This window comes from Streptomyces sp. NPDC042102 (assembly GCF_055582305.1).
Genome location: NZ_JBVJDL010000010.1, coordinates 1 through 23,811, shown reverse-complemented (window position 1 = coordinate 23,811; position 23,811 = coordinate 1). Strand labels below are relative to the sequence as shown.

Here is a 23,811-nt window from a genome sequence, read left to right as displayed (position 1 = left end):
TGACGAGGGGTATTAATCATTTGCCTAGGGTGTCTAGGAAACTTTAGCGTGAGCCGTATGAAGGCACTCACCGAGAAGGCCGTCCGGGGCTCGTTCGTCAACTGCACCAAGGGCGAGGCCGCCCGGCTGCCGATGCCCCGCGATCTGGCCGCGCGTCCCTGGGACGACCTGGACTTCCTCGGCTGGCGCGATCTGTCGGCGCCCGACCGCACGTACGTCGTCGCCGAGGTCGACGGCCGGCCGGTCGGCGTCGCGCTGCGCTTCCCGCCGGCCAAGCGCGGCCTGCTGCACCGCAGCATGTGCGGGCTGTGCCTGACCGTGCACGCGGGCAGCGGGGTCTCGCTGATGACCGCGCGCAAGCGGGGCAAGGAGGGGCGCGAGGGGAACTCGGTGGGGATCTACCTCTGCACCGACCTGGCCTGCTCCCTCTATCTGCGCGGGATCAAGCAGCCCGACGGCGGGGGCGGGCGCCTGGAGGAGTCGCTGACCCTGGAGGAGCGGATCGACCGGCTGCGCGGGAATCTGGGCGGCTTCCTGGCCCGGCTCTGAGCCGGCCGCCCTTTAATGGTCAGCGACTGCTCCACGGATAGCGTAAGGTGGTGTTCACCGACGCGGGGTGGAGCAGCTCGGTAGCTCGCTGGGCTCATAACCCAGAGGTCGCAGGTTCAAATCCTGTCCCCGCTACTGAAACCGAAGGCCCGGATCCTCCTGGATCCGGGCCTTCGGCGTGTCCGTGCCGCAGCCCTGACTCACCCGATCGGTCCCGGCCCGCTCGCCGTGCCGCCGCCGCTGGCAGCAGCCTGTGAGGAGCGAGGGCGGCAGCGGGCAGGAGAGACACTTTGGCGGGGCTGGGGCACAGCGAGGACGGCGGGGCCGGCGGGCACGGCGGGGCCGGGCGGCCCGCCATGGCCCAGGTCTTCCTGCGGGCGCTCCCGGCCGCGCTGATCCTGACCGGTCTGGTGTTCGACCTGTCCACCCCGCCCAGCTTCACCGGCTCCCCCTTCTTCTCCGCGGCCCCGCTGGTCGCCGCCCCCTTCTTCGCCCTCGGTACGACGCTCCTGACCGGCGGCGTCGCCTCGCTCTCCGTGCTCATGCTGCACGTGCGCAACGGGACCACCTGGAAGGTCGAGGCGCTGACGGAGCTGGTGACCGTGCTGACCGTCTCCGCCCTCGCGCTCCTCATCAACCGCGTGGTGCGGCGCAGCGGCCGCCGGCTGGCCTCGGCGCGCGGGATCGCGGAGGCGGCCCAGCGCGCCCTGCTGCCCACGCCCGCCGACCGGATCGGGGGCCTGCACATCGCCGCCCGGTACGAGGCCGCGGAGGCCGACGCGTTCATCGGCGGCGATCTGTACGCGGTCCAGGACACCCCGTACGGGGTGCGGCTGGCCGTGGGCGACGTACGCGGCAAGGGGCTGGGCGCGGTGGAGGCGGTGGCGGTGGTGCTCGGGGCGTTCCGGGAGGCCGCCGAGCTGGAGCCGACCCTGGAGGGCGTGGCGCAGCGGCTGGAGCGGGCGCTGGCCCGGGAGGGCACCCGGCGCGACAGCCTGGACGCGGTGGAGGGGTTCACGACCTGTGTGCTGGCCGAGGTGCCGCGCGGGTCGGGGCGGCTGCGGACGGTCAACCGGGGGCATCCCGAGCCGCTGCTGCTGCACCAGGACGGGGCGCTGGAGGAGCTGGCCCCGGCGGAGGCGGCGCTGCCGCTGGGCATGGGGGAGCTGGGGGCCTGGCCGGACCGGGCGCAGGAGTGGGAGTTCCCGCCGGGTGCCACGCTGCTGCTGTACACCGACGGGGTGACCGAGGCGCGGGACGCCGACGGGGTCTTCTACGATCCGCCGGGGCGGCTGCGCGGGCGGATCTTCTCCGGGCCGGACGCGGTGCTCGGCGCGGTCATCGCGGACGTGCGTCGGCATACGCGGGGCGGGGCGACGGACGACATGGCGTTGCTGGCGGTGGCGCGGCCGGGGGAGCGGGAGCCCGCGCGGCGCAGGACCGTACCGGTGGTGCGGCGTCACGAAGAGTGACGGAACGGCCGCAGTGTGCAAGCGCCTTGAGCGAGGGTCATGTTGCTTGTGTGGCTGAAGTGATGAGGAACAAGCCAGTTATTTGTCCAAGTTGATACCGGTATGCATGGAAAAGCTCTGGCCAAAGATGGCCGGGGTGTGGCTGGTTTTGGTGAACATCCTTCGCAACAGCTTGGAATCACTCCCCCGCTTCTATTACCTTTCGATAACGCAGCGCGGGTGTGTCAGCCGTCGTCGGAGGCGGCGCCGTGCGTGTGCGCGCGGATGAGGAGTGTGCCCCGGTGGCGTCCAACGTGCCTGCCCCTGAAGGCGTCGAGAGCCCGGAATCGCCCACCGCGGGCGCGGGCGCCTGGGGAGAGTGGAACCCCACCGAGGACTCGGTCCGTCCGGTCCGCGGCAGGCACCGTGTGGCCAAGCAGCGCGGGGGACTTGCCCGCAGCTCCACCGTGCTCGGCGTCGGCGTGATCGCGGCCGTCGGTGCGGGCGGTATCGCCACCGCGCAGGACCGCCCCCAAGTCTCCATATCCATGCCCTCGTTGCCCGACCTGATGGGCGGCGGCGACCGTGACGGCGGCGCCGGCGGCGAGCGCGGCGGGAACACGCGCAAGGCCGACTCCGGCGGTGGCGGCGTGGCCACCGCCGCGGCCGCGGACCGGCAGACGGACGCGGGCGAGGTGCTCCGTACGCGGATCCTCCAGCAGGCCGAGACCCAGGCGGACGCCGACCACGCCCGGGCCAAGGCGGACGCCGAGCGCGCCGCCCAGGATGCCGCCGCGCAGGAGGCCAAGCAGCGGGCGGACGCCGCCCGCGCCGCCGAGGAGAAGGCGGTGCAGGAGGCCCGTGCCAAGGCCGAGGCGGCGGCCAAGGCCAAGGCCGAGGAGGAGAAGGCCGCGGCGGCCGCGCAGCCGGCGTCGGCCCCGGACTCCGGTTCCGGCTCGAAGGCGTCGGCGGGCGGTTACGTACTGCCCACGTCCTCGTACACGATCACCTCCCGCTACGGCGCCTCCGGTTCCATGTGGTCCTCCGGGCAGCACACCGGCCTCGACTTCGCCGCCCCGACCGGCACCCCCGTCAAGGCGGTGGCGGGCGGCACGATCACCTCCGCGGGCTGGTCCGGTTCCTACGGCTACCGGATCGTGCTGAAGCTGCCCGACGGTACCGAGATCTGGTACTGCCACCTGTCGTCGATGTCGGTGACCTCCGGCACGGTCGGCGCCGGTGACACCATCGGCCGGGTCGGCGCCACGGGCAACGTCACCGGTCCGCACCTCCACCTCGAAGTGCGCAAGGGCGGTTCGACGGTGGACCCGATGGCGTGGCTGCAGTCCAAGGGCCTGAGCGTCTAGGAGGCGTCCGGCGGGGTACGGGCACCGGCACGGGGGACCCCACCGGTACCCGGGCTCCCTCCGGCAGCGGGTCCGCAGGCGGCGGGTCCGCGGGCGGCGGGGTGAACAGCTCCTCCAGTACGGCCGCGCGCGCCAGCGCCGGACCGGCCGTCGCCCGCAGTCCCCACATCCGCAGCAGCAGCTCCCGCTCCCGGCTGCCGAAGTCCGGCTCCCGCGCCGCCCCGCCGCGCCGCGCCCGGTGCCGCAGCAGCGCGAGCGCCGCCGCGGCCGCCGTGTAGTCGGCGACCGCCCTCCCCGCGGACCGGCCGCCGGCCCGCCGGGCCAGCGCGCGGGCCGTGGCACGCGCGGGCAGCGAGGCCAGGGCCGGCACCTCGGCCGGGTCCAGCCAGCCCACGGCCGCGTACACCGCCAGTTCGTTGCCGACGGTCCGCAGCCGGCGCCGCTGTATCCGGACCGCCGACCAGAGCAGGGTGGCGAACACCGGGACCATCACACCGCCGTACACGGCGTAGAAGCCGTACTCGCCCAGCTCGGAGGAGCTGTTCCACAGCGCGTGCGTCCCCATCGCCAGGAGCAGGCCCAGCAGCGGCAGGCCGACGCGCGTGGCGCGCCGGCCGGCGAGCACGGCCGCGCCGAAGCCGAGACCGGTGAACACGGTGAACAGCGGATGCGCGAACGGCGACAGCATGATCCGTACGAAGAACGTCGCGGCCGTCATGGAATCCAGCAGGCCGGTGCCGTTCTGGAGGTCCTCGCCGAAGGCGTTGCCCAGGTAGAGGATGTTCTCGGTGAAGGCGAAGCCGGTCGCGGTGAACCCGGCGACGACGAACCCGTCGGCGGGGCCGGTGAAATGACGTCTGCGGAAGACGAAGACGAGCAGCAGCGCGGCCGCCTTGGCGCTCTCCTCGACCACCGGCGCGATCGCGACCGAGCCGAGCTGGTCGGCGTCGGACGGATCGGCGGTGGCCGCGGCTATCCACTCGGTCGCGAAGCTGTTGGCCAGTATGGCGATCAGCGCGGCGGCGCAGGCGCCCCAGCCGAAGCAGAACATCAGCTGCCGCAGGGGCCCCGGCGCGGCCCGGCCCAGCCACCGGAAGGCCGCCAGCAGCGCGGGCACCGGCAGCAGGGCCAGGCCCAGGCCCACGAAGAACCCCGGGGTGCCGGTCTGCTGGCGTACGAGGTCCAGGATGGCCGCGCCGGAGACGGCGAGGAGGGTGAGGAGCACGCACGCGCGGACCGTGCCCGACGGACGTGCGAGCCTGGGGATACCTCCCAGCGGGAGCCGCGGGAGGGGGAGCGCTCGGTACACGTGATGACCCTAGCGAGTGGGTCGGACACGCGCAGTGACGTTGTCAGTTCTCCCTGCGGCGGAACAGCAAGTCGTGTACGACGTGTCCCTTGTCCAGGCCCTGCCCCTCGAAGCGCGTCAGCGGCCGGAAGTCGGGCCGGTCGGCGTACCCGCCGCCGTCCTGGGCGTTCTCGAAGTCCGGGTGCGCTTCGAGGACTTCGAGCATCTGCTCGGCGTACGGCTCCCAGTCGGTCGCGCAGTGCAGCACCGCGCCGGGCGCGAGCCGGGTGGCGGCGAGCGTGAGGAAGTCGGGCTGGATCAGCCGCCGCTTGTGGTGGCGCTTCTTGGGCCACGGGTCCGGGAAGTACACGCGCAGCCCCGCGAGGGAGTCCGGCGGCAGCATCTCGCGCAGCAGGATGATCGCGTCGCCGTTGGCCACGCGGACGTTGTCGAGCCCGGCCCGCTCGGCGAGCGCGAGCAGGTTGCCCTGGCCGGGGGTGTGGACGTCCGCCGCGAGGATGCCCGTGCCGGGGTCGGCGGCGGCCATCTGCGCGGTGGCCTCGCCCATGCCGAACCCGATTTCGAGGACGACGGGCCGCCCGTCGAACAGCGTGCCCAGGTCCAGGACCCGGTGCCCGTCGATGTCGAGGCCCCAGGTGCCCCACAGCCGCCGCAGCGCGTCCTCCTGCCCGGTGGTCACCCGGCTCCGGCGCGGCTGGAAGCTGCGGATCCGCCGCTCGTGGTGCGACCCGGCGGGGTCGGGGGCCGGACCGTCGGGGAAGCGGGGCTCGGTGCGCCAGCGCGGGGGCGTGTACGAAGCGCCCTCGCCGGCGGTGGCGGTCGCGGAGGCGGTGCCCTCGTCGGCGGTCGCGGTCGCGGTCGCGGTGATGGTCGCGGTGGCGGCGGCAGGGGCGCTGGGCTGCGGGTTCAGGGACTCAGACACAATGCCCTGATTCTACGGCCCGGGCTCAGGCCCCGCGCAGGGACGACAGCGCACGGCGGGCGATCTCGCGGCCGATCGGCAGCGAGGCGGTGGCCGCCGGGGACGGGGCGTTCAGCACGTGCACCGTGCGGTGCGCCTCGCGGATGAGGAAGTCGTCCACCAGGGTGCCGTCGCGCAGGACGGCCTGCGCGCGGACGCCCGCGCCGGCCGGCGCGAGGTCCGCCTCCGTGACCGCCGGCAGCAGCCGGCGTACCGCCTCGGTGAACGCCCGCTTCGACAGCGACCTGCGGATCTCCCCCGCCCCGTACCGCCAGTGACGGCGGGCGATCCGCCAGGTACCGGGCCACAGGAGCTCGTCCGCGAGGTCCCGCGGCGCCACCGTGCGCCACCCGTACCCCTCGCGGGCCAGCGCGGGCACCGCGTTGGGCCCCACGTGCACCCCGCCGCCGATGCCTCGGGTCAGATGGACGCCGAGGAAGGGGAAGGCCGGGTCCGGGACGGGATAGACCAGGCCGCGGACCAGCGAGGGCCGGGCCAGGTCGTAGTACTCGCCGCGGAACGGGACGATCCGCATGCCCGGGTCGTCGCCGGCCAGCCGCGCCACCCGGTCGCAGTGCAGCCCCGCGCAGTTCACCAGCGCCTTCGCGCGCACCACGAGGCCCGCGGTGGTGCGCACCGCGACGCCCGAGGAGCGGCGGGAGATCAGGTCGACCGCCCCGCCGTAGACGATCTCGGCGCCCGAGGACTCGGCGAGCCGCGCCGCGACCTCGCCGAAGTCCACGATCCCGGTCGTGCCGACATGGATGGCCGCCAGCCCCGAGACCTCCGGCTCGTACTCCGAGATCTGCGCCGGGCCCAGCTCACGCACCGGAATGCCGTTCTCCCGGCCGCGCTGGACCAGCGCGTGCAGGCGCGGCAGCTCCGTCCGGTCGGTGGCGACGATCAGCTTGCCCGTCACCTCGTGCGCGATCCCGTGTTCCGCGCAGAACTTGACCATCTCGGCGGCACCGCGCACGGCGAAGCGCGCCTTCAGCGACCCCGGCCGGTAGTAGATCCCGCTGTGGATCACTCCGCTGTTGCGCCCGGTCTGGTGCCGGGCCGGGCCGGCCTCCTTCTCCAGCACCACCACCCGTGTCCCCGGCGCGAGCCGGGACAGGGCATGCGCTGTCGACAGGCCGACGATCCCGCCGCCGATCACCAGCACGTCGCAGTCCACGCTGCCACCTCCCACCCCTGCATACTGCACCCCGGCACTGACAGTGCGGACGCCAGGCCGCCGACTGCCGGTTGCGAAGGCAGATCTACGCCGGTGTCACCAGCAGCGGACGGGCCCGTTCGCGTAGCTCCGCCACCCTCGGCTCGTCCCCGTACGGCTCCAGCCGGTGCAGCAGGTCCCGTACGTACTCGGTCGTGCGCGCGGAGGAGATCCGCCCCGCGACCTCCACCGCCCGGGTGCCGGCGGCACAGGCGGCGTCCAGATTCCCCGACTCCAGCTCCGCGACCGCGCTCACCACGAGCCGCAGGCCGTGCGAGCGCACGTACTCCTCCGTCGGGCGGGACAGCGCCTGCTCGGTGAAGCGCCGTACCTGCCGGGGCAGTTTGAGGTCTCGGTAGCATTCCGCTGCATCCGCCGCGAATCGGTCGTACGAGTAGAAACCCAGCCAGGTCGGGTCGGGATCGCCGTCCCGGGACCGCTCCAGCCAGCCCTCCGCCGCGCGCAGGGCCGCGCCCGCCGCCTGCGAATCGCCCGCCTTCGCGTGCGCCCGCGCCTCGACGAGACGGAAGAAGCTCATGGTGCGGGCGGTGGCCAGCCCCCGGTTGCGCTCGACGGCCGCCTGCGCGAGGTCCACGCCCTCGTCGGCGAAGTCACGGTAGGTGGCCTGGAGGGACATCGAGGCCAGCACGTACCCGCCGAGCGGTACGTCGGCCGCCGCGCGGGCCAGCCGCAGGGCCTGGATGTAGTAGCGCTGGGCGGCCTCCTGCTGCCCGGTGTCGAAGGCCATCCACCCGGCCAGCCGGGTCAGTTCGGCGGTCGCCCCGAAGAGCGCGCGGCCGACCTCGTCGGAGTACGAGCCGAGCAGCAGCGGCGCGGCGTCCACCCGCAGGCACTCGGGCACCATCGACGAACGCCAGTCGCCGCCGCCGTACTTGGAGTCCCAGCGGCGCGCGTCCTCGGCCGCCTCGCGCAGCTTGGTCACGTCGCTGTGGCCGACGCGCTGCGGGGCGCCGCCGTCGGAGTGATGGGTGACGGGGGCGGGCGCGGGTCCGCCCGCCGGCGCGGGTGCTCCGGGCGCGTCCGGCCCCGCCGCGTCCGGCCCCGCCGCGTCCGGACCCGTCGCGTGCGTCGTCCCGGGGCCGGGCTGCACGGGCACGGCGCCCGCCGGGGCGGGGGACGGGACCGCGGGCGCGGACGGCGCGCCGGCGGGAGGCTCCGGGGCCTCGCGCGCGACCGAACTGTCCGCCGGCGATATCAGCCACCGCGACGCGGGTGTCGCGTACGCCGAGACCGAGAAGGAACCGGCCAGCGACTGCCAGATGCCGCCGCCCCCGCGCCGGCCCGCGAGGTCCAGGCGGTAGAGGTCGGTGGCCGAGCGCACCGCCGCGCCCACGTCGCGCGGGAAGCCGAGACCGACCTCGGGCGCCGGGTCGGCGTCCGCGAGCCCGATCTCGTGCAGCGGCACCGGCCGCCCCAGCTTCGCGCCGATCGCGGCCGCGATCAGATGGGGCGCGGCGCCCTGCGGCACCATGCCCTTCGACACCCACCGGGCCACCGACGTCTTGTCGTAACGAAGCGTCAGGCCGCGCTGGGCGCCCAGGTCGTTGACCCGCCGGGCCAGCCCCGCGTTGCTGATGCCCGCGAGGGCGAGGACGGCGCCGAGCTTCTCGTTGGGCTCGCGGAGCTCCCTGGACATGCGCCACCCCTCGTCGCACGCGGAACGCAGACGCAGCCGGGGCATAGGCTCCCGGCATTTCGTAAACCCAGCGTAGTTCCCCGCCTCCCAAGCGTTAAGGCCCCGCCTTCCGTATGGCGAGATTGTTGTCCGTACGTACGGCCGGAGGCGCGGGCGGCGCCGGGGCGCACGTGTCACTGTGTGCTCCGCCCGTGTGGCCGTGCGCCCGTACGTGCGCTCTGGCCCGTCCCGTGGCCCGGCGATTCGATGTGCGGTGCGTGGGTCGGCCCGCTGCGTGGATCCGGCGGGCCGGGGGACACCGCCGCCTCAATCCCCGCGGGTGGCGGAACGGTCCGGGGGGCGCAGGCCGCCCCCCGGACCGCGCGCGACCACGTCGGCGCGCCGCCGGTGCCCTGGCACTCGGTGCGTCACTCAGTACGGCCGAAGAATGGCCGAAACCGACCTATGGGGCGGCGCGCCGCAGGAAGGAACGGAACGCCAAATACCGCGTGGCGGGGGCGTGTTCGTTTGCATGTGCGCCCCCAGAGTCGCTCTCGCACGCCTGTCTCGTGGCAGCATGGACCCCGAGCCACATGGCCCACAGGCTGGGGAGGCGGCGATGCGCTGGTTGGTGGGGTGGAGCAGTATCGCCGCGAGCTTCGGCACGGCCGGCCGCGTCGGTCACGACGCCGGAACCGGCCTGCGCGGCGGACTCGCGGACGCGGCCCCCGGCCCCGACCCCCGTGACCCCGGCGGTTCCGGCGCGGACGCCGAACGCACCCTCCACCCCGTCGGCGCGCAGCTGCTGTGGGGCGACCCCGACCCGCTCTGGGCGGTCGGCGACTGGCGCCCCGACGAGATCCGCACCGTCACCGCGGACCCCGCCGACCCCTTCACCCGGCTCGCCGTCCTCGGCTGCTGCGGCGCCAGCGACGACGAACTGCGCCGGGCCCTGTACGCGGCCCGCGGCGGTGCGCTGCGCCACCTGACCTCCTGGTCCGGCAGCTACACCGCCGTCGTCCAGGCCGGCCGCCGCATCACGGTCCTCGGTGACCTCGCCGGCGCGCGCCCCGTCTTCTACACGCCCTGGGCGGGCGGCACGGCGTACGCCACCGCCGCCCTGCCGCTGGCCGACCTCATCGAGGCCCAGCTCGACATCGGGCACCTGGCCGCGCTGCTGGCCTGCCCCGACAGCCCGGAGGCCCTGGCCGACGGCACCCCGTACGCCGGTGTCCGGCGGATCCCGCCCGGCCACGCCCTCATCCTGCGCGAGGGCTCCAGAGAGATCACCGGGTACGAGCCGGTGGCCTCGCTCGCCGTGGCCGCGCCGGAGATCGAGGCCGAGCGCGCGGTGGAGGGCGTACGGGAAGCATTGGTGGACGCGGTGCGCGCCCGGCTCACGGCGCCGCGCCATGCCCCCGACGTCCTGCCCCACGATCCCGGGCCGGTTCCCGGCATGGGACCGGCCGACCGGCGCGCGGCGCGCGGCGCACCGGTGCCCGGCGTCGGCGCCGACCTCTCCGGCGGCAGCGCCTCCGCCACGCTGGCGCTGCTCGCGGCCGGGCTGCCGGGCGCGCCGGGGACGGTGCTGGGCGCGGCGGCGGGCGCCCGGGGGAGCGGGAGCCGGCTGCTGGCCGTCACGTTCAACGACCTGGCCGTGCCGCAGGGCCGCGAGGCCGAACTGGAGCGGGCCCGCGCCATCGCCGCGGACCCCCGGCTGCACCACGTGGTGGTCGCCGCCGCGGAAGAGGCCCTTCCGTACGCCGAACTGGACGGGCCGTTGACCGACGAACCGGGCCCCTCGCTGGTCTTCGCCGCCCGCGAGCGCCGCCGGCTGGCCGCCGGCAGCGCGGACCACTTCGTCGGCCACGGGGCCCGGCAGGTCCTGGACGCCCACCCCGCGCGGCTGGCCGACCTGCTGATGGACCGGCGCCGCCGTCACCTGCTGCGGCCCGTGGCGGCGCTGGCCCGCTCGGCGGCCGACGGCGGCGGCTCACTGCTGGTCCCGCTGACCGTGTACGCGGCGGCGCGCCGGCTGGCCCGTACGCCGTACCGGGCGGGGCTGGAGGCGACGGCCGCCCGGCTGCGGCTGGGACGGCTCGACATCGCACCCACCGACCCCGTGGACGCCTCGCTGGCCGCGCTGACCTGGGCCCGGCCGGGCCCGGCGGCGGCCTGGCTGACCGGGGAGGCGCTGGCGGAAGTATCGATCCGCCTGCTGGCCGCGGCGGGCCGTCCGCCCCTGTCCCTGCGACCGGGGGAGGCGCGGGCCCGGTCGGTGCTGGCCCGGCAGGCGGCGGACCACCGGGTCTTCGAGCAGGCGGTGGAGGTCCGCAGCCAGCGGCTGCACGCGCCGTTCCTGGACAACCAGGTCGTACGGGCCGCCCGCGCGCTCCCCGAATCCCTGCGCGTGCAGCCGGGCGCGCGGGCGGCGATCCTGCGGACGGTGCTGTCCTCGACCGGGGTCCGCGAACTCCCGCCCGGCTGGGGCGCGGTGGCCCACACCCCGCACGAGACGGCGGCCCGCCTGGGGCTGCGGTCAGCCCTGCACGAACTGCTGGCCCTCTTCACTGCCCCGCTGCTCGCGGACGCAGGCCTGATCGAGGCCCGGGTCGTCCAGCAGGCCCTGATCGACGCGGCGGAGGGCCGGCCCACCGCCCTGGACGGGCTCGCCGAACTCGTCTCGATGGAACTCTGGCTCCGCCGCCTGCTCGCCCGCCGCGGCACCTGCTGGACGGGCACCGCCACCCCCCGCCGCCGCGCGGTCCCCACAGGCACCCCCCTCCGCCGCCCAGCCCTCCCCCTCCCCTGACCGGCCGCTATCCAGCCTCGCCGGCGTTTGAGGCGCGGGGGTTCGGGGGGCGGAGCCCCCGCAGCCAGGCCGCACCGGCTCCCCCGGCGGATGCCGCTCCCGCTCCCGCCGGGCACCATCCAGCCCCGCCGGCGATTGAGGCGCAGGGAACCCCGGACGGAGTCCGGAGGCGGGGCCCGCGGCAACCCCGGTCAACCCGACGGCCGGTGGCCCGTACACCGCCCCCACGGGAACCCAGTGGCAACATGGGGCGGTGCGGTATCTCATCCTCGGCGTCACCGAGGCGCGTGACGAGACCGGCGCCCCCCTCCCCATCGGCGGCGCCCGCCTCCGCGCGCTGCTCGCCGCGCTCGCCCTGCGGGCCGGCCGGCCCGTGTCCGTCACGGAGCTCATCGACGACGTGTGGGGCGGTGACGAGCCCCCGCAGGACGCCCCCGCCGCGCTCCAGGCGCTGGTCAGCCGACTCCGGCGGGCCCTCGGCGGCAAGGACGCCGTACGCGCCGACACCAGCGGCTACCGCCTCGACGCCACCCCCGACGACGTCGATCTGCACGTCTTCCGGCGCCTCGCCCGGCAGGGCGCCGACGCCCTCGCCACCGACCCGGCCGGCGCCGCCGACACCCTGCGCCGGGCCCTGGAGCTCTGGCGCGGGCCCGCGCTCGCCGACCTCCCCGCCGCCACCGCGGACGCACGCGCCGCCGAAGCCCGCCGCGGGGCCGCCGTCCGCGACCGCATCGAGGCCGGCCTGCGCGGCGGCCAGGACCCCACCGCCCTGCTCCCCGAGCTCGAAGCGCTCGTCGCCTCCCACCCGTACGACGAACCCCTGCACGCCCAGCACCTGCGCGCCCTGCGCGCCGCCGGCCGCCCGGCCGACGCCCTCGCGGCGTACGAGGAGGTCCGCCGCACCCTCGCCGACGGGCTCGGCACCGACCCCGGCCCCGAACTCGCCGCCCTGCACGCCGAACTGCTCCAGGCGCCCGCACCCGAACGCCCCCGGCAGCCCACCGGCAACATCCGGCCCCGCCTGACCTCCTTCGTCGGCCGCGAGCCCGAACTCGCCACCCTCCGCGCCGACCTCACCCGCTCCCGCCTCGTCACGCTCACCGGCCCCGGCGGCTCCGGCAAGACCCGCCTCGCCGAACACTCCGCCGCCCACCACCCCGACCCCGTCTGGCTGGTCGAACTCGCCCGCCTCGACCACCCCGCCGCCGTCCCCGGTGCCGTCTTCAGCGCCCTGGGGCTGCGCGAGAACACCCTCGTCGCCCGCGAGACGTCCGCGCCCGCCGACCCGACCACCCGGATCGTCGAACAGTGCGCGCACCGCCGTCTGCTGCTGATCCTGGACAACTGCGAGCACGTCATCGGCGCCGCCGCCCGCCTCGCCGAGGAGCTCCTCACCCACTGTCCGGGCGTGCGGATCCTGGCCACCAGCCGCGAACCGCTGGGCGTGCCGGGGGAGTTCCTGCGCCCGGTGGAGCCGTTGCCGCCCGGGCCGGCGCTGCGGCTCTTCGCGGACCGGGGCGCCGCCGCCCGTCCCGGGTTCACGGTGGCCGACGACCCGGACGCCGCCGCCGAGATCTGCGCCCGCCTGGACGGTCTGCCGCTGGCGATCGAGCTCGCGGCCGCCCGGCTGCGGCTGCTGGCCCCGCGCCAGATCGCCGACCGCCTCGACGACCGCTTCCGTCTCCTGACCAGCGGCAGCCGGACCGTACTGCCCCGCCAGCAGACCCTGCGCGCCGTCGTCGACTGGTCCTGGGACCTCCTGGACGCCCCCGAACGAGCCGTGCTGCGGCGGCTTTCCGTCTTCGCCGGCGGCTGCGACCTCGACGCCGCCGAGGCGGTCTGCGCCGACCCGGCGTACGACACCGCCGACACCCTCGGCTCGCTCGTCGACAAGTCCCTCGTCGTGGCCGACCCCACGCCCGAGGGGGAGATGCGCTACCGGTTCCTGGAGACGATCCACGAGTACGCCGCCGAGCGTGCCGCCGAGGCCCCCGGCGAGCGCGCCGCGGCCGCCGCCCGTCACCTCGCCCACTTCCTCGCCCTCGCCGAGGAGGCCGAACCGCTGCTGCGCTCGGGCGCCCAGCTCCCCTGGATCCGGCGGATAGAGACCGAGCTCGACAACTTCCGCAGCGCACTCGGGACCACGCTCGGGACCACGCCCGGGACGGGGTCCGCGCAGGACACCGGCAGCGCTCACCGCCTCGTCCTCGCTCTCGGCTGGTTCTGGTGGCTGCGCAACTACCGCGCCGAGGGCGCCGCGTGGATCACCGACGTGCTCGCCCTCGACGCGGACGGGCCGGAACCGCCGCACGGCTCCCCCGCCTTCTGGAACCGCCTCCGGCTCCAGCTGCTGTACCTCTTCCTGCTCGCCGAGAGCACCGCTCTCGACGATTTCCGCACCCCCGACCGGCTGGCGGAAGTGCACCGGCTCCAGGAGGAGTTCCGCCGCCCCATCCCGGAGACCGCCCGTTTTCCCGGCATGCTCTGGCCGCTGATCTCGATGGTCACCGGCAACGCGGTCGACTTCCACGGCGCGCTCGACGAGAGCGTCGAGAACTGCCGCCGCCACGGCGGCGACTGGGAACTCGGCGTCACCCTCATGCTCCGCACCCACATCGCCATCGACCTGACCGGCGGGCTCGCCACCGTCGACGCCGACCTCGCCGAACTCCACGAGGTCGCCCGCCGCGTCGGCGACCGCTGGACCCGCGCCCAGGTGTCGAGCGCCGCCGGCGAGGTGGCGCTCGCCCGCGGCCGGTACGAGTGGGCCCGTGCCGAGTACGAGGAGTGCCTGCGCCTGGCGCGCGAGGTCGGCGCGCACACGGAGGCGCCGTTCGCCATGGCCCGGATCGCGGAGGCCGTCTACAGCACCGGGGACACCAGCGCCGCCGAGCACCTCCTCGCCGAGGCGGAGGCGGAGGCGGACCGGTACGGCGTCCGCGACGTCCGCGCCTTCGGGCGGTTGCTGACGGGCTTCATGCGGCTGGACGAAGGGGACCACGCGGGGGCCCGCACCGCGGTGACGGAGGCCAGGACCGCCGTCACCACCGCCCGGAACGACTCCGGGCGGGCCGTCGTACCGCCGCAGTTCCACGCCGGGATGGACGCCCTGGACGCCACGCTGCTGGGCCGCGAGGAGGGGCCCGGGGCGGGCCTGGCGAAGGCCCGGACCGGTCTGGCGACGGCGGTCGAAGCGCGCTGCGCCGAACCGGTGCTGGCCCGCTTCACCGAGGCCGTCGCCCTGCTGCTGGCGGATGCCGGCCGGCCCGCCGAGTCCGTACGGGCGCTGGCCGCGGCCACCGCCTGGCGGGCCGGCCACCCGCGCTCCGTCCCGGACGAGCGGGCCGTACGGTCCCTGCCGGCCCGTACGCTCGCCGCCCTCGGCGCGGACCGGCAGCGCGCGGAGGAGGCGGCCGGGGCCGGCCTGGACCCGGCCGCGGTCCTGGCCATGCTCACGGCCGTCACCGGCGACTGATCACCGGCGCCCGACCACCGGCGCCCGACCACCGGCAGCTGATCGGCCGCGCCCGGTCACTGGCAGCTGATCACCGCGTCGGCCCAGCTGACCAGGGTCAGCGGGGCGTTCCTGCCGACGGGCTCCGCCACGAGCCGCAGCTTCTTGTGGCCACCGATCGCGACGCCGACCGGAACCGCCTGGTCGCCGTGGCCGACGGCCTGGGACTGCCACAGCCGTGTGCCGTCGCCGTACACCGAGAACCGCACCTGGCCGCGCGTCGGCACCGACAGGTCGTCCACCCCGACCCGTGCCGAGAAGGTGCCGCACTGCCGGTTGAGCCCGATCTCGACGGAGGACCGCGCGTTCACGGTGATGCCCTGCCCGTAGTGGCGGCCGCCGACCCGCAGGCCCCAGCGCTGCCACACCCAGCCGCTGTTCCAGGTCTGCACCTCGGGCCGGGTGTGGTCGCCCCAGGCCGACTGCTTCAGTGCGGCCAGCTGGAACGCCGTCGGCACCTCCGGCGGACGCGTCGGCGACGGCGTGGACGGAGTGGGCGTGGGCGTGGGCTTCGGCGTCGGGCCGGGCTTCGGCGGCGCCGGAGTCGGCGGGGGGGCCGGTTCCGGGGTGGCGGACGGCGAGGGCGTGGCCGACGCCGCCCGTGAGGGCGACGGGGACGGTGTGCTCCGCGGCGGCGGTACGGACTCCGGCGCGACCGGCGGCTGGGGAGCGGGCTCGGCCGGCTTCGCCGACGGCGGCGGCGGCGGGGCCGGCGCCACCGGCGCCGTCACCCTCGGCGCGGGCTGCGCCCCGGCCTGCGGCTCCACGTCGTCCCCGGCCAGCGCGAACACCACCCCGGCCGCTGCGGCGACCGCGATTCCCGCGGCCAGCGCGGCCTTGGCCGGCAGCCCGAGCCCCTCACCGACGAGAGCGGCCCCGCCCCCCGACCCGGCCGTCGCGCCCGCACCCGCGGTCCCCGCCCCCGCGCCCGCCGCCGAACCGGCACCCGTTCCCGCCGTCGCACCGGCACCGGCCCCCGCGCCCGCCGCCGAACCGCCCGCCGCGGCCGCGGCGGCACCCGCGCCGCCCGCGGCCACGGCGCCACCGGCCACCACCCCGGCGGCCTTGGCGGCGTACCCGGCGGCGAACCACCCGATGACCGCGACCGGCAGCAGCGCCGGAATGCCCGCGTTGACGTCCTTGAGCTCACCGGCGGCCACCCGGCACTTGGCGCACTCCTCCAGGTGCTTGCGCAGCCCCCGCTCCGCCCGCATCCGCAGCCCGCCCCGCGCGTAGGCGCCCAGCCGGTCCGCGTAGCGCGCGCAGTCCCCACCCTCGCTCAGCGCCGAACTGACGTGCGCCTGCAGATAGGCCTGCTTGAGGCCCTCCCGGGCCCGGCTGGCCAGCACGGCCGTGGCATTGGCACTCAGCCCGAACAACGGGGCGATCGCGCTCGGCGAGGCCTCCTCGACGGTGGTGTGCCACAGCACGGCCTGCCACCGCTCGGGAAGACTGCGGAAGGCCTGCACGGCCAGCGAGCGTTCGGCCTCGCGCATGGCCCGCACGTCCGCGCCCAGCTCCAGCGTGTCGTCGCCGGACAGCCCCGATCCGCTCTCCCCGCCCGTCGAGGCCCGCTCCGCGAACACCGCGAAGTCCTCGACCAGCTGTTCCCGCCGGGCGGTCTTCGCCCAGGCCGCCGCCACCCTGCGCACCGTCGTGAGCAGGTACGCGCGCACCGCCTGGTCCGGCCCGGCCCCACCGCGCACCGCCTGCAGGGTCCGCGCGAACACCTCGGCGGTCAGGTCGTCGGCGGTGTGCGTGTCGCGGCAGCAGGTGCGGGCGTAGCGGCGTACGGCGTCGGCGTGGCGGCGGAAGAGCACCTCGTACGCAGCGTCGTCGCCGCCGCGCATCCGGGCGATCAGATCGCCGTCCGAGGGCGGCAGTTCCGCGTTCGTCGCGCCGCTGCCCGCCTCGCGCTGCGCCGGGACCTGGCGGGCCGGCAGACTGCCCGCCCCGGCCTCGGCGCCGCCGATGGGTTCCTCCCGCCCGTCAACGCTCACCGCGTCAAGCCCCCGTACGACACCTTCAACCGGTACACCGGTTCAGCGTGTCACACGGGGAGCGCGCGCCGAACCCCTCTGCGCGCCATCCACCCGTCCGGGCAGGATCCGGTGAATCGCCGTACCGATCCCCACCCGTTCGAGCGAAGGGCGTTCGTGGGAGCCCGGCCTACGCGGTCGCCCGGCCTACGCGGGCCGGGCGGAAGCCGGGGCGTCAGGAAAGCCCCGACCCCCGGCCCCCACCCGCACGACCTCGACAGCCCGTGCGAGGCCTGCGCATCACGCCGTGCGGGAACGCAGCCCCTCGAGCAGGATGTCCAGCAGCCGGGCCGACGCCGCGGCCTGCTGGGCCGCATCCGGCAGCGCGGGCGCGGCCGTCGCTATCACCAGCAGCACATCGGCCACCGTGACGTCGGCGCGCAGTTCGCCCGCCTCCCGGGCCCGGTCCACGAGCTTGCCGACGACCTCCAGCAGCGCGCCCGCACCCGCGTCCTCCGACGGCTCGTCGTCGGCCGCGGTCCGCGAGCCCACGACCCGCAGCTCGGGCTGGCCCACCGGCGTGGCCTGCCGCTGCTGCGGCACCCGCGCCTGGTCGGTGTCCTCGGCCCCGTCCTCGCCCGTCGTACCGACCCGCAGCACCTGCGGCGGCAGCAGCCGGCCGGCGCCCGAGGCGACGGAGGTGCGCAGGAAGCGGGACAGCGCCTGCCACGGCTCCTCCTCCTGCCCCAGCGCGGCGCGGGCCTGCTCGGTCAGCCGGGAGGTCTCCTCCTCGGCTATCCGCCGGACCAGCACGTCCTTGCTCGGGAACCGCCGGTAGACGGTGCCGACGCCGACGCGGGCGCGGCGCGCCACGTCCTCCATCGGAGCGCCGTAGCCCAGCTCGCCGAAGACCTCGCGCGCCGCCCGCAGGACGTGCTCGAGGTTGCGCTGGGCGTCCACGCGCAGCGGCGTCGAGCGACCCACCCCGTGCGACGTGGGGCCGGCGATGATACGGCTGCCGCTCTCATTCGCGAGCGTGGTGGCAGCACCATGAGCGCCGTGAAAATCGGACATGTTCATATGTTTCCCCCGGTAATCCTTTGTCTCCCCCCGGAGACAATCCCCGCCTTCGTGTCGAGGTGGCCACGGTCAGGCGGCCCGGTCTTACTCCTCGACGGGTTACGAACATAGTTGAGCCAGAGTCAATTCAGAAGAGGGAGCCCCGTACGGACCACCGCCCGATCGGAGCATTCGCCCCCACTTTTCCGTTCCCGCCCACCGGAATCACCCCCTCCGCATGCCGTGACCTGCATACCTTTCCCCTCCAGAGCCCCTGGAGACCACCCGCTCCCCACCCCACCGCCGGTCACACAATCGGTCGGGCCTGTGGACAAAGTCCCGGCCACGTTGCGTCATGGGAAGGTGAAGGCTGCAAACGCCCGGGGCCAGACCCCCGGTACCCCGCCCCGCACACGCATCCTCGTCGTCGGCGGCGGCTACGTCGGCATGTACACGGCGCTCAGGCTCCAGCAGAAGCTGAGAGCCGGCGAGGCAGAGGTCACGGTGGTCACACCGGAGCCCTACATGACGTACCAGCCCTTCCTCCCCGAAGCGGCCGCCGGCTCCATCTCCCCGCGCCACGTCGTCGTCCCACTGCGCCGCGTCCTGAAGAAGTGCCGCGTCGTCATCGGCGAGGCCACCGGCATCGACCACGCCAAGCGGACCGCGACCATCACCACCCTCGCCACCGACGAGGCGGGCGGCAGCGGCATGGAAGTGGAGTACGACGAACTCGTCCTCGCCCCCGGGTCCGTCTCCCGCGTCCTGCCCGTCCCCGGCCTCGCCGACTACGCCATCGGCTTCAAGACCGTCCAAGAGGCCATCGGCCTGCGCAACCACGTCATCGAGCAGATGGACATCGCCTCCTCCACCCGCGATCCCGCCATCCGCGACGCCGCCCTCACCTTCGTCTTCGTCGGCGGCGGCTACGCCGGCGTCGAAGCACTCGGCGAACTCGAGGACATGGCCCGCTTCGCCGCGCGGTACTACCACAACATCAAGGCCGAGGACATGAAGTGGGTGCTGGTCGAGGCCAGCGACCACATCCTCCCCGAGGTCGGCCCCGAACTGGGCAGGTACACCGTCAGCGAACTGCGCCGCCGCAACATCGACGTCCGCCTGGAGACCCGCCTCGACTCCTGCGAGAACCGCGTCGCCGTCCTCAGCGACGGCGCCCGCTTCCCCACCCGCACCGTCGTCTGGACCGCCGGCGTCAAACCCCACCCGGTCCTCGCCGCCACCGACCTGCCGCGCAACGAACGCGGCCGCCTCGTGTGCACCGCGCGCCTCACCGTCGACGGCGTCGAACACGCCTGGAGCGCCGGTGACGCCGCCGCCGTCCCCGACCTCACCGCCGACGACCACCGCGAATGCGCCCCCAACGCACAGCACGCCCTGCGCCAGGCCAGGGTCCTCGCCGACAACCTCCTCGCCTCCCTGCGCGGCGAACCGCTCCAGGAGTACACCCACAAGTACGCCGGCTCCGTCGCCTCCCTCGGCCTGCACAAGGGCGTCGCCCACGTCTACGGCCGCAAGCTCAAGCGCTACCCGGCCTGGCTGATGCACCGCGTGTACCACCTCAGCCGCGTCCCCACGTTCAACCGCAAAATGCGCGTCCTCGCCGAATGGACCCTCTCCGGCCTCTTCACCCGCGAGATCGTCTCCCTCGGCTCCCTCGAACACCCCAGGGCAGAGTTCGAACTCGCCGCCGGACTGCGCCACTCGCCCCATCCACCCCACGCCCCGAAGAAGGACGAAGGCTGACTCCGGCAGTGCGGTCGGCCACACTGGACGTGTGACCATGGGTGGGCTCACCCCTGCACAGAGTGACACCATCGAGCGACCGCCGACGCCCGGCCACCGAGCCTCCCGGCCCCGGCCGGGAGCCAGACACAGCGACCACGAGCGAGACCCACGAGGCTTGAACGCAGTGAACTTCACGCGCTGGAGCGCCCGGTTTCCCGGAACGCAGCGCCGCGCCGCCGCCCGGACCGAGCACGCCGCCGCCCAGGCCAAGCGAGGCGAGGGTGCCGTCCCCGCGGCCCGCGGCTCCGCCCCCGACGGCCGTCCCGCGGACCCCACCGTCGCCGGTACGGGCACCGGCACCGCCCTCGCGGCCGTGCCCTCCCTCGACCAGCTCCCCGTACGCGAGGTCCTCGGCCGCCTCCCGGCCCTCGTCGCCCTCGTCCACGGCCCCGAGCACCGCGTCGCCTACGTCAACGACGCCTACACCGCCGGCTTCGGCGCCCGCCCCACCGGCGAACCCGCCGCCGAGGCCCTCCCCGAACTCGGCGAGCTCGGCCTCCTCCCGCTCCTCGACCAGGTCCTGCGTAGCGGCAAGCCCCGCACCGCCAAGAACCGCACCACCCCCGGCGGCACCAGCACGTACACCGTCACCTGCACGCCCGTCGCCTTCCCCGACCCCGAGGGCAGCGGCGTACTGGTCCACCTCGCCGACGTCACCGACCACGCCGAGGCCGTCGACCGGCTGCGCGCCAGCGAACGCCGCCAGCGCGAAGCCGCCGTCACCCTCCAGCGCTCCCTCCTGCCGCAGGAACTCGAACAGCCCGACGACCTGCGCATCGCCGCCACCTACCAGCCCGGCGGCACCGAGGCCGCCGTCGGCGGCGACTGGTACGACGTCATCACCCTCGGCGCCGGCCGCACCGCCCTCGTCATCGGCGACGTCATGGGCCGGGGCGTGCGCGCCGCCGCCGTCATGGGCCAGCTGCGCACGGCCGTACGGGCGTACGCGCGCCTCGACCTGCCGCCCCACGAGGTGCTCCAGCTCCTCGACGGCCTCGCCGCCGAGATCGACGCCAGCCAGATCGCCACCTGCGTCTACGCCGTCCACGACCCCAACGAGGGCCTGCTCGCCTACGCCTCCGCCGGCCACCTCCCGATCCTCGTCCGCGACGAGGACGGCACCGTGCGCCGCGCCGCCGACCCCACCGGCCCGCCGCTGGGCACCGGCGGCTGGCTGCACTCCTCCGGCACCATCGCGCTCGGCCCCGGCTCCACCGCCGTCCTCTACACCGACGGCCTCGTCGAACGCCGCGGCGAGGACATCGACGAGGGCGTCGCCGCCCTGGAACACGCCCTCGCGGGCGCCCAGGGCACCCCCGCCGTCATCTGCGACCGGCTGATGCGCGCCCTCGGCGTGGATGCCGACCACGACGACGACGTCGCCGTCATGGTCCTCCAGCAGCCGAGCCGCACCGGGGCCGACGCCGAGCTGTTCCACAACGCCGCCCTGGAACTCCTCGGCGGCATCGAGGCGGCCCCGCGCGCCCGCGCCTTCGCCCAGGGCGTCCTGGCCTCCTGGCGCTTCCCGGTCGAACTGTGCGACCTCGGCGTCCTCGCCGCCAGCGAGCTCGTCGCGAACTCCCTCCAGCACGGCACCCCGCCCATGCGGCTGCGCCTGCGCCGCACCGACCGCCGTCTGATCGTCGAGGTCACCGACGGGGACGACCACCTCCCGCGCCGCCGCCGCGCCGAACCGGCCGACGAGACCGGACGCGGCATCTCGATCATCGCGACCATCGCCTCGTCCTGGGGCTCGCGCCGCACCCCGGGCGGCGGCAAGGCCGTCTGGTGCGAGTTCGCCCTCCCGGACAAGTAGCTCCACGTACGCGCGCAGGGCCCGTCCCCATGGACGGGCCCTGCGCGCATCAGCGTATTTACCGCTACGTATTACTTCCGGAGTCCGTCTACGCGGGCACGGGCTCCGCGGTGGCCGGGCGGGCGGCGGGCTCCGGGTGCTCCGCCACCAGCGACGGGTTGTCCTGCGCCGGGGTCAGCTGCCGGCCCAGCCGCAGCGCCAGCCCGACGATGCCCAGCGAGACCACGACGAAGACGGCGATGTAGAGCATCGGCAGCCCGGCGCCCACCGGCACGCCCAGCGGCCCGAGTGCCAGCGCCAGCTGCTTGACCAGGGCGAAGGCCGAGTTGTACTGCCCGACCGACCCCTCCGGCGCCAGGTCCGCCACCAGCGGCGCCAGCGTCGGGGACAGCATGGCCTCGCCGATGCCGAAGAGGGCGTACGTCGTCACGAACGCGGCGGCGGCCATGACGGCGCTGCCGTGCCCCAGCCCGGAGAACCCGGCGATGAGCCACGCGACCGTCCAGATCAGCCCGACCAGCGCGATGACCCGCGACCGGCGCCGCTTCTCGACGAGCTTCAGTACGACGAACTGCGCCATGACGATCGCGCCGGTGTTGGCGGCCAGCGCGAAGCCCAGGGTCGACGGGGAGATCCGCGCGGCCTCGGTTCCGAACGCCGCCAGACCCGACTCGAACTGTCCGTAGCAGGCGAAGAACAGCACGAAGCCCAGCACGCAGAACTGCACCATCGCCTTGTGCCGCAGCAGTCGCTTCCAGCCGCCGCCGGCCGGCATCGCGTCCTTGGCGACACCATCACTGATGCCCGACACCTGCGGCATCCGGACGGTGGCGATGATCCCGGCCAGCACCAGGAACATCACGGCCTCGATGCTGAAGAGCAGGATGAAGCTGCTCGCGCGGTCGACGTCGACGATCTGGCCGCCGAACAGACCGCCGATGCCCAGGCCCAGGTTCTGCATGAAGAACTGCAGGGCGAAGGAGCGGGTCCGGGTGGCCGGCGTCGAGCACCAGACGATCATCGTGGCCAGGGCCGGCTGCATGACCGCCTGGCCGGCGCCCAGCGCGAGCGCCGACACGAGGATCGGCGCGACCGAGGTGGACAGCCCGAGCGCGAGCGCCCCGGCCGAGGCGGCGACCGCCGCACCGATGACGACCGGCACCGGCCCCCGGCGGTCGATCACGCGACCGGTGAAGGGCAGCGCGACGAGGGCTCCCAGGGCGAACGCGATGAACGCGCACGTCGCCCACATGGAGCCCAGACCTCGCACCTGCGCCACATAGATGTAGAGGAACGGAACCGTGAAACCGATGCCGAACGCGGTCAGCGCGTTGCCGGCCTGGATCCGCCGCATCGCAGCGCCCATCACCTTGGTCACTTCTCACCTGCCCTTAAACCTGAAGACTTCACACCTAAAGTTCAAGTGTTAAGAGTACACATCGAAGGAGTTAGACGCCAACGCGTTCGTGCCATACTTCGGCCCATGGGTGACACCCCCGACCACACAGCGGCCGTGAGCGAGCCGAGCCTCGACGAGCAGATCGCCGTCTACCAGCGCGAATTCCAGGACCTCGACCCCCAGGTCGAGAAGGTGGTGTCGGCACTGAGCCGGCTCAACCGCCGGATGAACGTGGCGTACGGACGCCAGACCGCGGCCCTGGGCATCAGCAACGCGGAGTGGGAGGTCCTCAAGGCCCTCGTCATCTCCGGCGCCCCGTACCGGATGGGTCCCAGCGAGCTCGCGAAGCAGCTCGGCCTCACTCCGGCGGCGATGACCCACCGCATCGACCGCATGACGGCGGAGGGTCTGGTCACGCGGGAGCGGGACGAGTCCAACCGGGTCCGCGTGATCGTGGAGCTGACGGACGAGGGCCGCAGCAAGTGGCTCGACGCGATGCGCGCGGCCACGATCTTCGAGGAGGACCTGCTCCAGGACCTCTCCCCCGAGGAGCGCGGGGTCCTGGGCGACATGCTCACCCGCGTGCTGGACCGTGTCGAAGGCCTCCAGGCCCGGGGTTGACACACCCCTGGCGGATCCGTAAGGTTCTCCGAGTTGCCACCGGGCCGAAAGGTTCCGGCGTCAACCATCCCGCCGCCTCGTTGCGGCACCTCTACTCAGTACGATCTCCCACCGGGAACGAATTCGGCATGCCCGAATTTATTTCCGAGGCTCGATTATGAGCCGCCCGGGAAATCCGCTAGAGTTCAGGAGTCGGAAGGGCCGAGCGGCCCGGAAGACAAACCCGCTGACTGGGAGTCAGGCCCGAAAGGATCTGATAGAGTCGGAAACGCCGGAAAGGGAAACGCGAGAGCGAGGACCTGGAAAGCACCGA

At 74.6% G+C, this 23,811-nt stretch carries 15 protein-coding genes and 1 tRNA gene; 9 read left to right on the top strand and 7 right to left on the bottom strand.

Annotation, left to right across the window (positions count from 1 at the left end):
* Window positions 1-57 precede the first annotated feature (57 nt).
* The 4 genes from ACZ6KO_RS28800 to ACZ6KO_RS28785 all read left to right on the top strand — a co-directional run bounded on the left by ACZ6KO_RS28800 (window position 58) and on the right by ACZ6KO_RS28785 (window position 3,367).
* Window positions 58-549 carry an FBP domain-containing protein gene (locus tag ACZ6KO_RS28800; protein ID WP_469306943.1) on the top strand — a complete coding sequence of 164 codons (492 nt, stop codon included), beginning with the start codon at window positions 58-60 and terminating at the stop codon, window positions 547-549.
* 61 nt (window positions 550-610) lie between these two features.
* Window positions 611-684 (top strand) — tRNA-Met (locus tag ACZ6KO_RS28795).
* Window positions 685-905: 221 nt separating this feature from the next.
* Window positions 906-2,021 carry a PP2C family protein-serine/threonine phosphatase gene (locus ACZ6KO_RS28790; protein WP_469307068.1) on the top strand — a complete coding sequence of 372 codons (1,116 nt, stop codon included), beginning with the start codon at window positions 906-908 and terminating at the stop codon, window positions 2,019-2,021.
* Between the two features lie 281 nt (window positions 2,022-2,302).
* Complete coding sequence (locus tag ACZ6KO_RS28785) at window positions 2,303-3,367, top strand: M23 family metallopeptidase (protein WP_469306942.1); 1,065 nt, start codon at window positions 2,303-2,305, stop codon at window positions 3,365-3,367.
* Here the strand turns inward: ACZ6KO_RS28785 and ACZ6KO_RS28780 are convergent.
* From ACZ6KO_RS28780 to ACZ6KO_RS28765, 4 genes are all read right to left on the bottom strand, one after another.
* On the bottom strand, window positions 3,276-4,643 hold the full coding sequence (locus tag ACZ6KO_RS28780) for a PrsW family intramembrane metalloprotease (RefSeq protein ID WP_469307067.1): 1,368 nt from the start codon (window positions 4,641-4,643) through the stop codon (window positions 3,276-3,278). The genes ACZ6KO_RS28785 and ACZ6KO_RS28780 overlap by 92 nt on opposite strands.
* A gap of 76 nt (window positions 4,644-4,719) precedes the next feature.
* Window positions 4,720-5,598: a tRNA (guanosine(46)-N7)-methyltransferase TrmB gene (gene trmB, locus ACZ6KO_RS28775; protein ID WP_469306941.1), complete on the bottom strand. Its 879-nt coding sequence runs from the start codon at window positions 5,596-5,598 to the stop codon at window positions 4,720-4,722.
* A 25-nt stretch (window positions 5,599-5,623) separates the two neighbouring features.
* The gene (gene lhgO, locus ACZ6KO_RS28770) at window positions 5,624-6,844 is read right to left on the bottom strand and encodes an L-2-hydroxyglutarate oxidase (RefSeq protein WP_469306940.1); all 1,221 of its coding nucleotides are present in this window, start codon (window positions 6,842-6,844) and stop codon (window positions 5,624-5,626) included.
* A gap of 55 nt (window positions 6,845-6,899) precedes the next feature.
* Window positions 6,900-8,510, bottom strand: a complete 1,611-nt coding sequence (locus tag ACZ6KO_RS28765) for a sporulation protein (RefSeq protein WP_469306939.1) — start codon at window positions 8,508-8,510, stop codon at window positions 6,900-6,902.
* 598 nt (window positions 8,511-9,108) lie between these two features.
* On the opposite strand from ACZ6KO_RS28765, the gene ACZ6KO_RS28760 reads away from it, so the two are divergent.
* On the top strand, window positions 9,109-11,301 hold the full coding sequence (locus tag ACZ6KO_RS28760; protein ID WP_469306938.1) for an asparagine synthase-related protein: 2,193 nt from the start codon (window positions 9,109-9,111) through the stop codon (window positions 11,299-11,301).
* A 253-nt stretch (window positions 11,302-11,554) separates the two neighbouring features.
* Complete coding sequence (locus ACZ6KO_RS28755) at window positions 11,555-14,779, top strand: AfsR/SARP family transcriptional regulator (protein ID WP_469306937.1); 3,225 nt, start codon at window positions 11,555-11,557, stop codon at window positions 14,777-14,779.
* A gap of 56 nt (window positions 14,780-14,835) precedes the next feature.
* On the opposite strand, the gene ACZ6KO_RS28750 is transcribed toward ACZ6KO_RS28755, so the two are convergent.
* Together ACZ6KO_RS28750 and ACZ6KO_RS28745 are read right to left on the bottom strand one after the other, a co-directional pair.
* Entirely contained in the window at window positions 14,836-16,818 is a 1,983-nt protein-coding gene (locus tag ACZ6KO_RS28750) for a sigma-70 family RNA polymerase sigma factor (RefSeq protein WP_469306936.1), read from the bottom strand.
* A gap of 279 nt (window positions 16,819-17,097) precedes the next feature.
* Window positions 17,098-17,877: a TetR/AcrR family transcriptional regulator gene (locus tag ACZ6KO_RS28745; protein WP_469306935.1), complete on the bottom strand. Its 780-nt coding sequence runs from the start codon at window positions 17,875-17,877 to the stop codon at window positions 17,098-17,100.
* 342 nt (window positions 17,878-18,219) lie between these two features.
* On the opposite strand from ACZ6KO_RS28745, the gene ACZ6KO_RS28740 reads away from it, so the two are divergent.
* Both ACZ6KO_RS28740 and ACZ6KO_RS28735 read left to right on the top strand, forming a co-directional pair.
* Window positions 18,220-19,620, top strand: a complete 1,401-nt coding sequence (locus ACZ6KO_RS28740) for an NAD(P)/FAD-dependent oxidoreductase (protein ID WP_469306934.1) — start codon at window positions 18,220-18,222, stop codon at window positions 19,618-19,620.
* Window positions 19,621-19,786: 166 nt separating this feature from the next.
* Window positions 19,787-21,478 carry an ATP-binding SpoIIE family protein phosphatase gene (locus ACZ6KO_RS28735; protein ID WP_469307066.1) on the top strand — a complete coding sequence of 564 codons (1,692 nt, stop codon included), beginning with the start codon at window positions 19,787-19,789 and terminating at the stop codon, window positions 21,476-21,478.
* A gap of 88 nt (window positions 21,479-21,566) precedes the next feature.
* On the opposite strand, the gene ACZ6KO_RS28730 is transcribed toward ACZ6KO_RS28735, so the two are convergent.
* A complete protein-coding gene (locus ACZ6KO_RS28730; RefSeq protein ID WP_469306933.1) occupies window positions 21,567-22,856 on the bottom strand; it encodes an MFS transporter in 1,290 nt (429 codons plus the stop codon).
* 105 nt (window positions 22,857-22,961) lie between these two features.
* Here ACZ6KO_RS28730 and ACZ6KO_RS28725 point away from each other — a divergent pair, with 105 nt between their 5' ends.
* Window positions 22,962-23,498, top strand: coding sequence for a MarR family winged helix-turn-helix transcriptional regulator (locus tag ACZ6KO_RS28725; protein WP_469306932.1), 537 nt, complete (start codon window positions 22,962-22,964; stop codon window positions 23,496-23,498).
* The last annotated feature ends 313 nt before the right edge of the window (window positions 23,499-23,811 follow it).

Bases quoted from the DNA above. Each gene is read 5' to 3' on its own strand.
- ACZ6KO_RS28800 (WP_469306943.1), top strand. From the start codon at position 58: ATGAAGGCACTCACCGAGAAGGCCGTCCGGGGCTCGTTCGTCAACTGC.
- ACZ6KO_RS28790 (WP_469307068.1), top strand. From the start codon at position 906: ATGGCCCAGGTCTTCCTGCGGGCGCTCCCGGCCGCGCTGATCCTGACC.
- ACZ6KO_RS28765 (WP_469306939.1), bottom strand. From the start codon at position 8,510: ATGTCCAGGGAGCTCCGCGAGCCCAACGAGAAGCTCGGCGCCGTCCTC.
- ACZ6KO_RS28760 (WP_469306938.1), top strand. From the start codon at position 9,109: ATGCGCTGGTTGGTGGGGTGGAGCAGTATCGCCGCGAGCTTCGGCACG.
- ACZ6KO_RS28745 (WP_469306935.1), bottom strand. From the start codon at position 17,877: ATGAACATGTCCGATTTTCACGGCGCTCATGGTGCTGCCACCACGCTC.
- ACZ6KO_RS28725 (WP_469306932.1), top strand. From the start codon at position 22,962: ATGGGTGACACCCCCGACCACACAGCGGCCGTGAGCGAGCCGAGCCTC.